The organism is Algoriphagus oliviformis (assembly GCF_017254915.1).
GTDB classification, from domain to species: domain Bacteria; phylum Bacteroidota; class Bacteroidia; order Cytophagales; family Cyclobacteriaceae; genus Algoriphagus; species Algoriphagus oliviformis.
The window spans coordinates 399,157-412,222 of record NZ_JAFKCT010000001.1; the positions used below are offsets into that span (position 1 = coordinate 399,157).

The 13,066-nt window shown below is 49.9% G+C and carries 10 protein-coding genes; 5 read left to right on the forward strand and 5 right to left on the reverse strand.

All coding sequences use genetic code 11. The features are described 5' to 3' along the window. Position 1: 1 nt before the first annotated feature. Both J0A68_RS01700 and J0A68_RS01705 read right to left on the reverse strand, forming a co-directional pair. Positions 2 to 1,975: an ATP-binding protein gene (locus J0A68_RS01700; RefSeq protein ID WP_206576453.1), complete on the reverse strand. Its 1,974-nt coding sequence runs from the start codon at positions 1,973 to 1,975 to the stop codon at positions 2 to 4. Positions 1,976 to 2,005: 30 nt separating this feature from the next. Beyond that, the gene (locus J0A68_RS01705) at positions 2,006 to 3,712 is read right to left on the reverse strand and encodes a hypothetical protein (RefSeq protein ID WP_206576454.1); all 1,707 of its coding nucleotides are present in this window, start codon (positions 3,710 to 3,712) and stop codon (positions 2,006 to 2,008) included. A 276-nt stretch (positions 3,713 to 3,988) separates the two neighbouring features. On the opposite strand from J0A68_RS01705, the gene J0A68_RS01710 reads away from it, so the two are divergent. Continuing rightward, positions 3,989 to 5,011 carry a glycoside hydrolase family 43 protein gene (locus tag J0A68_RS01710; protein ID WP_206576455.1) on the forward strand — a complete coding sequence of 341 codons (1,023 nt, stop codon included), beginning with the start codon at positions 3,989 to 3,991 and terminating at the stop codon, positions 5,009 to 5,011. Positions 5,012 to 5,206: 195 nt separating this feature from the next. Here J0A68_RS01710 and J0A68_RS01715 read toward each other — a convergent pair whose 3' ends face one another. Both J0A68_RS01715 and queG read right to left on the reverse strand, forming a co-directional pair. Continuing rightward, positions 5,207 to 5,695 (reverse strand): hypothetical protein, encoded by a 489-nt coding sequence (locus J0A68_RS01715; protein WP_206576456.1) that lies wholly within the window; start codon positions 5,693 to 5,695, stop codon positions 5,207 to 5,209. A gap of 260 nt (positions 5,696 to 5,955) precedes the next feature. Then, on the reverse strand, positions 5,956 to 6,888 hold the full coding sequence (gene queG, locus J0A68_RS01720; protein ID WP_206576457.1) for a tRNA epoxyqueuosine(34) reductase QueG: 933 nt from the start codon (positions 6,886 to 6,888) through the stop codon (positions 5,956 to 5,958). A 145-nt stretch (positions 6,889 to 7,033) separates the two neighbouring features. Here queG and J0A68_RS01725 point away from each other — a divergent pair, with 145 nt between their 5' ends. From J0A68_RS01725 to J0A68_RS01740, 4 genes are all read left to right on the forward strand, one after another. Then, a complete protein-coding gene (locus tag J0A68_RS01725) occupies positions 7,034 to 8,314 on the forward strand; it encodes a hypothetical protein (RefSeq protein WP_206576458.1) in 1,281 nt (426 codons plus the stop codon). 1 nt (position 8,315) lies between these two features. Continuing rightward, positions 8,316 to 8,777, forward strand: a complete 462-nt coding sequence (locus tag J0A68_RS01730) for a hypothetical protein (RefSeq protein ID WP_206576459.1) — start codon at positions 8,316 to 8,318, stop codon at positions 8,775 to 8,777. A 140-nt stretch (positions 8,778 to 8,917) separates the two neighbouring features. Continuing rightward, positions 8,918 to 9,409 carry a hypothetical protein gene (locus tag J0A68_RS01735; protein WP_206576460.1) on the forward strand — a complete coding sequence of 164 codons (492 nt, stop codon included), beginning with the start codon at positions 8,918 to 8,920 and terminating at the stop codon, positions 9,407 to 9,409. Between the two features lie 126 nt (positions 9,410 to 9,535). Further along, entirely contained in the window at positions 9,536 to 10,000 is a 465-nt protein-coding gene (locus J0A68_RS01740) for a hypothetical protein (protein WP_206576461.1), read from the forward strand. Positions 10,001 to 10,188: 188 nt separating this feature from the next. Here J0A68_RS01740 and J0A68_RS01745 read toward each other — a convergent pair whose 3' ends face one another. After that, a complete protein-coding gene (locus J0A68_RS01745; protein WP_206576462.1) occupies positions 10,189 to 12,882 on the reverse strand; it encodes a DUF7133 domain-containing protein in 2,694 nt (897 codons plus the stop codon). Between the last annotated feature and the right edge of the window lie 184 nt (positions 12,883 to 13,066).

A 13,066-nucleotide genomic window follows, 5' to 3' on the forward strand; every position in this document is an offset into this window, starting at 1 on the left:
CTCAGTCAGTTGGGGGATTTTCGCGGAAATAGTCTTCAAAGGAAAAGTAGCGATGGATGGTGTCTCCCTGAAAGCGGACAATATCGATCTTCATCTCCGGGCAATAGCCATAGCCCAAGTAGCCTATGGAAAAGGAAGAGCTGGGGTCGTTTGAAATACGCTTTTGGTCGATAAAGCCTTCGCAGAAATTGTAGTGGACTTCTTTGATTTCGTCTTTTCTGAGGAGCGGAAAGTCCAGCCACATGGTGTAGTTCCGGTTGTTTCCCCCGGCGTTGGAAGGGCTGACGGAGGCTCTCACCTCGATCAGGCTGTCCAGGGGATAGGTCTTTTCCCGATGGATGATGGCCTGGATTTCTTCGTTGGTCAGGTTTTCGTATTTCTCCCCAGAGCTGCCCAGCACCTCATTCAGCAATTCGGTGGAGGTAGCATTGGCGCTCTCGGCACTGATCGCCGCTTGCTGTGCCGCCAGGGCATTCCGCTGCGCGCGAAAAGCGATAAAAATGAACAGTCCCGCCAAAACCACGAAAACACCCACCGCTATTTTCAAAAACATGGACTTTTTGCTTTTGACCAGGTCATCGTATTTCTGCTTGGCTTCCCGCTGCTTCTCCGCCCGCAAAAACTCCCGGCTCCTTTCGATCCAGTCCCGCTCCTCTTCCGTCTGCTTGAATTTGTCCAAGTAGGGCTCGATGTACACCAGCTGCTTTTCGGAAAAATATTCCCGCGCTTCCTTCTTCACTCCGATCTGGCTTTTGATCAGGCGCTTCACCTCCAGCAGGGCGGTTTCTTCCACGCTGCGCTTTTCGGCGATGGGCTTTGCCAGGGAGTCATGGGAGATCTCGTAGGTGCCGGTATTCTCGTTAAACCTCAGAAGGCGGCTGTTGGAAAAAGCATCCACCACGTCCTCCACCATGCTGGGATCCAGATTTGGCAGGCGATCCAGCAATTCCTTTTTGGTAATCGGGTCTTTGGTACCCTCCAGGGTGGCAAAGGGCGAGAGGATTTTCCAAGTGAGCTCTGGGTGGAGCTGGGGATGTTGCTGCTTCAAGCCGCTGGAAATCTCAGCCACCTGCTCTTCCAAAAAGTTGCTCAGAATGTCGCCGATCTGGCCCATTTCCCGCACCTTTTCCAAGGAAAACTCCGCCGCCGCTTCCCGACTCCGGTCTCCGGTGATGTTCAGGTAGAGCTTGTCCAAAAAGACCTGCAAAAAAGGCAACTGGATGGTCAGGGACTTTTTGTCCCCTTTGATTTTTTGGAAAATAGCCTCCGCGACGGCATCCTCTTCTCCCGCTTTGATGCTGACATTGGAGTCTTCATGGGCTGCGACGCCAGTGACGACATCTTTCACCTTGGCCAGGTTCATCGGCTCCACGCGCAGCTTTTTCCGAAGGAGCTGGGGAATAGCCCGCTCAAACTCAAACAAATGGCCGAGGTATTCCTCCCGGATCGAAAGAAGGACTTTCACCGGCAAACCTGACTGCAAAATCCCCTTCAGCGTCTCGATGAATTCCTGTTGCTCAGCGGCCGTGCCAAGGATGAAAAGCTCCTCAAACTGGTCAAAAATCAAATAGACCGGTCGGAAAGACTTGCGGTACACCGCCTTGATGGACTTGGCGATGGACGTCAGTGCGACAGAGGGCGCGCTCGGCTCCTCCTCCCATTCATCCAGCCACTTGGACTCGACGGCATCGGGATCGACTTTGCCGCCTGCCTGCTCCAGTGCCGCCTCGAGGGATCTGTTGATGTCGCTCCCCCGCCTGACCATGAGCGCCAGCCAATCATGGGGCTGAAACTCGCCCGCCAAGCCACAGTTGATCAGGCTGGTCTTGCCCGTACCCGACGCGCCGTACACCAACACCACCGAAGACTGGAACACCATCTCATACAAGCTGCGTATCTCCTCGTCTCTCCCGAAAAACACCTTCCTGTCCTTGCGCTCGTACGAGTCCAAAAATTTGAAGGGATACGTTTTCATAGGGTTGGTCTTTATCGGATGGTCGATACTTTAAAAGGAATCGTCGTCAACTTCCTCCTCTACTCCCGTGAGCGCTCTTTTCGCTTCGAAAAACAAGCTATAGACCTTGTCGAAGTTCATGTCCCGCCGATTTTCCCTTTTGGAAAGCCAGGCATTCAGGGAGTTTAGGTTGGCCTCGTCCGGTTTCGGATTGTTTGATTTTCGGATAGACTCCAGACTGTTGTCTTCGATGAAGCTGAAGTTCAAATCGAGGTTGCCGAAGGTATTGCAATGGGAATAAAAGCAGATTTTGGAGCCTCCAGAGAGGGCGAGGCCATTGAAGTCGATGATAAAAGGGTCCAGGTTGATGTTGTCCCGATAGTTGTCCTTGAACAAGATCACCGCATGGGATATCACGGGCGAAGACTCCCTCCGGACTTTGTTTTGGCTGCCGTTTTTGGCCTGGCTCTCGCCTACCAGCAGGGTGTAATTGTGCAGGTAGAGGCCTTGCTGATCGTTTCGCTGTTGGTTGAAATCTATCTCGTTGATGGAAATCATCCGATACTCCGCCAAAAATGCCAGCTCCTCCAAGACGGTCGCCAGGTTGGTCTCCGCCTCCAGGCAATCTGCCGGGCCGTAGCTTCGGCTCTCCAGAAGCTGGGGAATTTCGGCGAGCTTTGCGCAGGCGCCGAAGAGCTGACTCCCTTCGCTGAGCTTTGGCAAAAGGGCCAGAGATTCGGAAAGAAGTATATCCAGCTTTTTGCCGGAGAAAATGTCCAGGAGCAGCCGGAGCAAATCCAAAAAGCCAAGCAGATCCTCTTCGGCGGCGTTTCTGAAAAACTTGGTCAATCCCTCCGACTGTGCCCGAGAGAAGTCGATTTTGCTGAGCACCTGATGATCCCAGAGCTTGGACAGCAGCGCATAGCAGAGCAGCTGAATGCTTCTTTTTGCCGTGATATGGCAGTTTTCGAGGTAGCGCTCCATCTTGCTTCTGGAGAAATCCTCTTCCCCGATGGACATCAGCTTGCGGATCTGCACGCCCACCACACCCACGTAGGCGTTGATGATGATCTGTTTGGCCGTGCGGACCAGGGTATCATTTTCTGCCCAGTCGCCATTGTATGCCAAAAAATCCTCCGCCTTGCGATGGTGGGGACGTATGGCCAGCAGTAGCCGGGAAGTCAGCAGCTCGTTGAAGTGGTTGGCGGGAGGAGCTGTAGCCTCTCCTCCGTTGTCTGCCGGCTTGGTATCCAGCGTGCCGGCAGTCGCCTCGGCCTCAAAGCTTGGCAAAAGCAAGTCCAGCTGGCTCCGATATTTGTTGATGAGATTGTCGATGTTGGAATACTCCGTATGGAAATGGCCCAAATCGCCGATCTTTTTCTTAAACGCCAGCAGGGTATTGATCTCCTCGGTGATGGCGCCGGTGTTGATCTGGGCATTCTTGAAGTATGTCCAGATGCGTGGTTTGCCCTGGTCCTTGAAAATCTCGTAGGCGGTATCAAACTCCTCGGCGGTGTACTTTCCGACTTTGGTAAAAAACAGGCAAAGGACGATGTCACAGCTTCTGATCGCCGCATTGTATTCGCTTTGCAGTCGGGTGTCCGAGATCGCATCCAAGAAATACTCCCATTGCACCAGCTCGAGATACAGCCCTTTTTTGTGCAACCGGTCGTTTTCTGTGCTGATAAACAGCCTAAACTGATCCCTATCCTCTTTCAGCTCTGAAGAAGAAGCAATAAAAATCCGGATCGTTTTCATAGGCAAACAGGGAGTACAGGTCAATCGGACGATTCCACCCCTCTTGCCAACACCCCCGGATACACATGGAATCCGTCCCAGCCAATCTTAGACACATCTACTTTAGAAGTTATTGATTCTTCGCCTATTAAAAAAACAAAGGCGAACATTAGTCCCGCCGAGCCAGGCGCGAGGCGACAGGGCGCCGCTTCTGGAAATAGAGGCCCATTTGGCCAATCTATTGGGAAAGATTGCATTTCTTTAGGCTGTCTTTTTTTGGAAGCAAACGATCCCCGCATGAAAATCAATTTCCTAGCCCCACTCCTAGCCCTGTCTTTTGCCTGCAGCTCTCCCAAGACCGAGAGCTCGCAAGATGCCCCACTCTCTGGCAACCCCATCTTTGAAGGCTGGTATGCCGATCCGGAGGGGATAGTCTTCGGGGATGAATATTGGGTCTATCCGACCTTTTCGGCTGCATTTGAAGAGCAGATGCACTTTGATGCCTTTTCCTCCAAAGACTTGGTGACTTGGCAAAAGCACGAGCGCATCCTGGACTCATCAGCGGTCAAGTGGGCGAGACAGGCCATGTGGGCTCCGGCCGCCATCGAAAAAGACGGCAAATACTACCTCTTTTTCGCAGCCAACGATCCGCTCACGCCAGAGCGTCCCGGTTACGATCCGGACAACGACATCAACCATTTTGGCGGTATTGGCGTGGCTGTGGCGGATAGCCCGGGAGGGCCTTTCAAGGACTACCTCGGCAAACCCCTGCTTTCGGATTTCCACAACGGCGCCCAGCCTATCGACCAGTTTGTGTTTAGGGATACAGACGGCACGCACTACTTCTTCTATGGAGGCTGGAGCCATTGCAACATCGGCAAGCTGAATGCCGATTTCACGGGTTTCGAGCCTTGGGAAGATGGCCAGCTTTTCCACGAAATCACTCCAGAAGGCTATGTAGAGGGACCTTTTATGTTTTTGAGAAACGGCACCTACTACCTCATGTGGTCAGAGGGTGGCTGGACCAATGACAGCTACAAAGTCGCCTATGCCATGGCCGAAAAAGCTACAGGCCCCTACCGCCGCATCGGCACCATCCTGGAGGCCGACACCACCATCGCCACCGGAGCTGGCCACAACTCGGTGATCCAAAAACCCGGCACCGACGAATGGTACATGGTCTATCACCGTCGCCCGATTCCAAACGAAGGACGCGACCACCGGGTGACCTGCATCGACGTGATGGAGTTCAATGAAGACGGGACCATCAAGCCTGTCCAGATGACCTTTGAGGGCGTGGCGGCAAATCCAGTGAAGTAAGAAGTCGGGAAGTTGGAAGTAGGAAGTAGGAAGCTCGGGGGAAAGTACAGGAGATTAGGCTAGTGGTAAGTAGTAAGCCGTCTTGTGCAAGTTCAGAGGTAGGAAAGTAAAATAAGATTTCTGCTATTTTACTTTTTGCTCAAAAAATAAAACAACAGGAAACCACGGGGCTTACCTGTTGTCTTTTTGACCAAGTCAATCCACCATTTCGTAGATCTGCTCGCCCATACACATGGCGGCATAGCCGATCATGTCATTGCATTCGAGCAGAATCCCTATCCTATCGCCACCGTCGAGCTGCCGCAACGTGCCTTTTGACTCCAGGGGCTCGATAGCATAGTCCTCCAGCAGCTCCAGGCTCGCGACATATCCCTCCGGATAGTCCCCATAGTTCACGCCGGCCATCTGCCCGTCGCTTATGGTGAACTCCTCCCCGCGAAGCGAGTAGGTGCCTTTGGAATAGAAATTATACCCGAGCAGCTGTCCTTCCTCTCTAATCAGACCAATCCGCTCAAATGTCCCATCCCCTTTGAAAATGTACTGACTCACATAGGAAATTCCAGTCTCGGCATTGGTTCCGGTATTTTCATAGGTTCCGTTCAGATAGCTTTGGGGAGATTCATCCTCTCTGCAGGAAGTGATCAAAAAAATGGCAAAAACTAGGAAGCAGCACACACGATTCATAAGAACAGGTTTTTGGTCAAAAGATATTATCGAAACGGGAAAGCGCTGCCATGCGCTACAAAGAAAAAACCTCTCCCGCCCCGATCGGTGTCTCCACCGACTGGAACGGCTACTGCGGCTCTTGAAGCCTGTCTTTTTTATCGCAAAGAGCGCGGACAGAAAAGTTCTCCTATTTAGCAATACTAATTCTCTCGCAAAGGCGCGAAGCTAATCTCCCAGCCCTCCGAGCCTCTGCGGTGCAAAAGAAAAAGCGAAGCGTCCTACCTTTCAAGAAAATCCACATTTCGCTTTAGTCCGGCATATTTTGCCCGCTTCACGGCGGACTTGGCAAAGACCCGCTTGAAGGTTTCTTCGGTCATTTCTACCCATTCGTTCTGTGAAAAGTCCAGCAGTTCGGGATCGGGCTGGAATCGAGGCTCTTGGTGTGGTCGGGAAAAACGATTCCAAGGACACACGTCCTGACAGATGTCACAGCCAAAGGCCCAGTTTTCCATTTTCCCCTTGAACTCCTCGGGGATGGCATCCTTCAGCTCGATGGTCAGGTAGGAGATGCAGCGTGAGCCGTCCACTGTACCGGGATTTACGATGGCATCGGTCGGGCAGGCGTCGATACAGGCCGTGCAGGTGCCGCAGTAGTCCTTGGCCAGGGGGGTATCGGGCGTAGCTTCCAGATCGATGATCAGCTCCGCGAGAAAGAAAAAGCTGCCCATTTCCCGGTTAAGCAGCAAGCTGTTTTTTCCCAGCCAACCCAAACCTGCTTTCTGGGCCCACTGCCGCTCCATGACCGGCGCGGAGTCGACGAAGGAGCGCCCATTGATCTCCCCGATTTCCTCTCGGAGATTTTCGAGAAATTCGGTCAATTTCTCCCGGATCACGAGATGATAGTCCTCGCCGTAGGCATACTTGGCCAGCTTGATGTCGGATTTTCCTTCGGAAAGCTTGTGGCCTGGATAGTAATTGTATATCAGGGAGACGACGGTCTTGGCGCCTTCGACAAGCAGGGTGGGGTCGAGTCGCTTGTCAAAGTGGTTGGCGAGGTAGCCCATCTTGCCCTGGTAGTTTTGGCTGAGCCAATTTTCCAAACGGGGGGCCTCTGACTCCAAAAATTCCGCCTTAGCGATCCCGCAAAAGTCAAACCCCAGCCGCTTGGCGGTGGACTTGAGAATAGCGGCGTGTTTTTCGGCAGAGCTCACGGGACAAAGATAGAGGACTTGGCTTCTCTGTCAATTGAAAGAAAATCGGAGGAAAAGTAATGCCTAAGTTTGTGTTTTTATTCCGAAATCATTAGACTCAAAAAATTATCAACCACACTTACCTAATATTTTATGAAAAACAATTTTGCCCCCCCCTAATTACAATTTTCTGAAATGGAAAAAAGGGGGGAATCTTCTTGGAATATTTTTTTTCGCATTATTGTCGATATCCTGTACGGAAGAACAGAATCTTCCTGGGATCAGCCAGATAGCAACTCTTCAATCGTATTTTGGAAAAGAGTTAGCTAATAAGACGACTTTTGAAAATATACCCATAGAATTAGATTGGGATCGAGCGTACTCAGGAGAACACTTTATAGAAGTGCCCCTGGTAACTCCTATTGTCGCGTTTAAATTACAATCATTAAGTTTTGAATCAAGACTTATTATTCCAAGAGAATCTCCAGAGAAATATACTTTTGTAAGTTTGGAGGCGAACTTTGATTTGCAAAGTGTTGGTTTTAAAGAGATTATGTCGGAAAACGGTAGAAACAGAATTATCGCTTGGATAGAGTTGGACAAAGAATACAATAGCCTTGGCTTTCACAAATTCAATACCTATGGAAACCAGAACATGAAAATGGACGAAGGGAATTGTACAACAATGTACTATTATGAAAGAACTTGTTACTACAATGGCTCGAGCCTAGTAGGGTGTACTGCATGGGAGTTAATGGATTCATATGAAGTCTGTAACGGAGGAGGAGGTGGTGGTGGTAGCAGCTATCATACAAACTACGTGAATAACCAAGCGCTAAATGAAATCGCCACCTTTTTGGACTTAACAAATGCAGAAAAGGAGATTTTGGTAAATGTTTTTGCTCAATTCAGGCAAGATTGTACGAACGAGCAAATGTACAACTATTTCAAATCTAACAACATTAAATTTGGTTTTAGCTCAAATGTTTCCTCAACGAATCCAGGAGGATACAATCCATTGACAGGTGTTATCACGTTCGATGGAATTGACAATATAACCACGCAAGTTCTTCAAGAAGAACTATTTCATGGATATCAGGACAAATCAAACAATAATAAGCTAAATTCAATACTGAATGATAATAACTACGGAAGGTCAAATATCGAATTTGAATCCAAGTTTTATAGAGACATTCTATATGTGAAAAGCGATCAAGGATGTTGTCTTACAATACAAGGTGCTGAGGGGAACGCCTACTATTACTGGCTACTGGAAATAACAAATGATGGAACTAGTTTTCCTGTTTCAATCTCTCAAATTAGAAATCAATATTATTACTACCTTGAAATTTTTAAGAGCGAATTTCCTTTGTACAATTATCCTACCGACCCTCAGTTAGATCCGATAAATGCATTTAATTTGTTCCACAATTCAAGCTGCAATTGACATGACTATTTCAAACTACATATTTTTGTTTCTAGCTTTTTCGATTTCTCAAGAGCAGGAATATATTATAAGTAAAGATCCAGATTTTGATCGTCTTTATAAGACTCATAGACGATCCAATATTGAGTTAACGAATTCAAACACTGTATTCATAGATGAACTATGCGGCAGTGAAATGAACAGAAATTTCAAGTTTGAAGAAAATTTTTCTCACCTTTTTTCGGATCAAGAAATTGCATTGATGACTGAATATCGAGTTAATATAAATATTGTTATCAATAGCTTAGGAGGCGTTGAACAAATTGATTTTACTACAACCCAAAATCCATGTAAGATACTATCTCTTATAGGAAAAATCGATAGTATATATTCGGAACAAGGTAAGGTATCTACGAAGTTTTGTTCGGTTCCAGAGGGAAAGTTTGCACAACTCCACTTTATGCTAAGAACCAGACGAGAGTAAAGTAAGGCTTTTCAGTTTGCTTCTATGAAAGATTACAAGCTTTTGGTCGATGCTTGGTTTCTGCGATCGGGAGAAGGCTGGAAGCTTGAAAAGCTAAGTTTTGTTGAGACTTGATTTTGGTGGTTGGACTTTAAGGATTTATGGCGAACATCAGAGAAATAGACTCAGTCATTAGAAAAGAACGAGTAAAGGAATTTTTCCGGCTCAGTCTGTTCATTTCGCTCATGTTTTTCACAGTCGGTATTGCCTCAGGACAAAGTCCTGGAGGCAGGTATGTTCTGTACAAAGGAGGGAATTCGATTCAGCAAAAAGAGACCTTTCTCTTTCTGGATGCGGACTCTGTACAAATCATCGAAGAAGGGAGCGAAAAGCTTTTCAACTACAAAGGCAACTCTTTCAAAAGTATATTCGACGGTAGACGAGCTGATTGTGTTGAGCTCCCAAAAACAGTGTGCACGAGCATTACCGAGCTTTATCGAATGGAGGAGATTGAAATCAAAAAGCAGCTGGACAAGGTCGAGGAAGAAAAAGGATTCCGCCCAGTTCCTCCGATTAGGCACATGGTATTGAAAATCAATTTAGTCTTGAAGCGAAAAAATGAATGCGTCTTGTATGAAGTTGATTGGATTTAGAGGTTGGCGGAACACGCTACTTGCATGTGGGATGATGTTGATGCTAGTTTGTATAGATCAGGTAACAAAGGAGTAAAATGTAACTAAGTAACAATTATGATACATAGCATAATAAACCTATATATGATGTGTAGCCTCTTTCTCTTAGGCGGTTATTCACAAAACAGCAACACTGAGGCAACAATTAACGAAGTCTTATTGAGGGAAACACTTTGGTTCCCGATGACCTCACTGGAATGGAGTCAAAACAAAAATTCCTATCTAGGATACTATATCCAACTGAATTTTGAGCATGGAAGAGTGGCTGGTCTTGATTTTTCAGACGACACTCCGCCGAAAGTTGTTGAGAACAATGGTGAGTTGTTGTCAAAAATCAACTCTTCCATTACCAAAAACGGTCTAGCCGGCTTACAAGATGGACTTCATGTTTTTCCAATTGTCTGCGAGATGGTTCCAATACCCAAAATGGAACTTCAAAACAACTTGGAACCTGAATTAAAAAAGACCATTCCGGATTCAGATGATGTTGGCGAAGAAAGGGTAATTGTTCATCAGCCTATGCTCGTCAAGATTTATCCTCCTAAGCGATAGCTAAGATGTGGAGGGAAGAAATCTCAATTTTGTTGAGGTCTGTTTCTGCAATTGTTAAGGAGGCTGAGTTTTATTGAGACTTGAATAGCCACCAAGTAAAGCAAAGGAGCCCGAGACGTGAGTTCTCGGGCTCTTTTTTTTAGGGAGTATCCAATCCAGTCTGTGGGGACACAGACTGGGGCAGAGACTTACCTCGCGTAGATTTTCAGCTGTTTCATTGCCCAAGGCTGATCACCTTTTTCCGTGGTTTGGATTTTGAGGAATCGGCCTTTTGCCTGTGCGTGGAGTCGGAGGGTGTTGAAGCCTTTTACGCCAGCTGCGCTGCCGACTTCCGTCCAGCTCTTGCCGTCGGCGGATACCGAGACGGTGTATTTCTTGGGAAGCTTCTCCCCAGGCACCTCAAATTCCACTTCTGCGAAGAGCTGATCCTGGGGCACTTCCACTTGGAACCAGTTGCCCGGCTCCTGTGCGGTCTCCGTCTCCCAGCCCTTGAAGCTGAAGACGTAGGACGGATCTTTGGTCGAGCCTACGCCCTGAAGTGCCGTGCTGCTTGCGGTCACTTTCCAGTTGTCTTGGGGAAAAAGCGCCTTTGGAATCTCACCTACCAGCTCGTCGTAGCCATAGTTGGACTCCCGGCTGGCGGTCTCCTTGCGGATCTGTGCCACGTAGTCTGCGTCCACGAAACTGCCTTTGTTGCCAAATTCATTGCGGATATAAGACACCACCGAGGCGATCCACTGGTCGTCGTTGCTGCTCATCGCGATCATCACGCCCTCGTATTCCTTGCCTTCGATGGCTCCGGTGAGTCCATGGAGGAGGGTTTTCACCGCGTACTCTGGGTGTCCCATCACGCGGGGCGAACCCGAAAACGCCGGTGCGATCAGTTCGCCTCCGCCGGTCGGGGTGCCGAGGCCTTTTGGCCCGTGGCAGGTAGCGCAATAGCTGTCAAAGATGGACTTGCCTTGGGCGAAAAGTGCCTGCTCCTGAGGGCTGTACTTGGTGGCGGCAGCTTTTTTGGCCTCTTCGGCCCGCTCCAGCAGCTGGGAGGCCACCGTTTGGATGCCTTTTGCGGGATTGCTTTTCAGGGTGGATTGCAGCAGCTTTTCCACATCTTCGATTTTCAGTAAGTCAGCGCTAAGGGTAGCCTGCACAGCCACATCGACATCCGAGTCCGTCGCCAGCTTGCGATAGTCGGCGGCGAGGGACTTCTCCCCGTATTTGTAAAGCGTTTCGCTGGCGCGGATCGCTTGGATGCGGATCGCGGGGCTCGCGTCGCCCATCAGTTTTCTGACCAAGTCCACTTTCAGTACCCCGAGCCCTTCCAGCGTCCAAAGCGCGTGGATTCTCGCCAGTTCATTGCTGGAGGAGTTGGCCATTTTTTCCAATTCAGCGGCTACCGACTTGTCCTGACGGAGGATGATGTTTTGCTGGGCCTGGTCTCTCCACCATCCGTTGGGATGCTCGAGGTGCTTCACCAGCTCCGCGGTCGTCTCGTCGTACATGCGCGGCTTTTCGGTGCTTCGCGGCATGCCGTCATAAGTCAATCTCCAGATACGACCGTTGCCGACCACGTCATCCATCTGGTATTGTTGGATCTTGGTGCGGAGGTAGCTGCCGTCCTGCGTCCAGTTGCCCTGCTGGATGATGCCGCGGTACATATCGACGATGTACATCGTGCCATCCGGCGCGGTGGCCATGTCCACGGGGCGGAAGAGCGGATCGGTGGATTGGATAAATTCCGATTCGGAGTCCTTGTATTGGTTTTGGATGTAGGTGAGGCCTTCTTTCTTGTCGGATCGTACTTGGCGGACGATGCGGCCTACAGGCTCTCCATAGAAGTATTGCCCGATCAGTTCTTTGGGCAGCTTGTCTCCACGGAAGACGTCGTTTCCAGCCGAACCGGTCACATTGTTGAGCGAGCCGTCAGGTTTGGTTTCGCGCATGCCCGGCTCGAAGTCGGCCAGCTTCACCAAGCTGTAGGGAACGCGGAAGCCCTCTTGGAACTGGCCTTCCACGCGGAAGTTGCCATAGACCAGCGGGAACTGGAAGCTTTGCGGCACGCCGCCGGCCCCGTCTTGGAACCACATCTGGCCGTAGTTGTCTTGCGTCACGCCCCACTGTCCCCAGGGATTTCCCGTCGGCTCCTGGATGACTCCGTCGGGAGTCCAGCGGATGCGTCGGGAGTTGTAGGTGCTGTACATCCAGTTGTCCATAGTCCAGGTGAGAAAGGAGGTCTGGTGCTCCACATTGCCGGAGCGACCTAGGCCGGTGGCGAAAAGCTCCTTTTTGTCCGCCTTTCCATCACCATCCGTGTCGGTGTATTTGTACACGTGATCCTCGTTGGACTCCATGGAAAGGATGGTATTCGGGCCAAAAGGCACAACAAATCTCGGAAACACCAAGCTATCCAAGAAGACAACGCCGGTTTCGTACACGCCGTCATTGTCCTCGTCTTCCCAGCGGGAGATGCGTGAGGTGGCAAAAAGCTCCCCATTGGCGTCGATATCCTGCATGTAGCTTCGCAGCTCCAGCACGTACATGCGCCCATTGCCGTCAAACTGGATGGCCGCCGGTTCGCGGATTTGCGGCTCGGAGAGGATGGATTCCATCTTGTAGCCAGGCTTTAGCACAAAAGACTTCGCCTCCTCGTTGGCGGAGACCGGGATCACCGGAGGAGCTGGCGTGAGGTCGATTCCTTTCCAACGGGGCGATTCCATGTCCGCATCGGCAGGGATTTCGATGGCTGGGTAAGGGGCTTCGGCACGTTTGGGGTCCATGCTTTCGGCAGGAGAGACGTCAAAGGGGGATCGCTCGGGTGTGCAGCTGGCAAGAGCGGCCAGGGAAGCACAGGAGAGCGCGAGGAGTTTTTTGGACAAATGCATCTACAATGGGGTCAGGTACTAGGCGAAAGATTTGCTGTTCTGGTCTTTCGGATTTTTGAAAGGCGCCAAAATAGCCCTTTTTGCCCTGAAGTACTTACCGCAAAAGTAATTTTTCGGGCTACCTGATCGAGAGCTTTCCTTGGGGAAAGGGCCAACCTATTTGCTTTTCTGAGTAAAAACTATT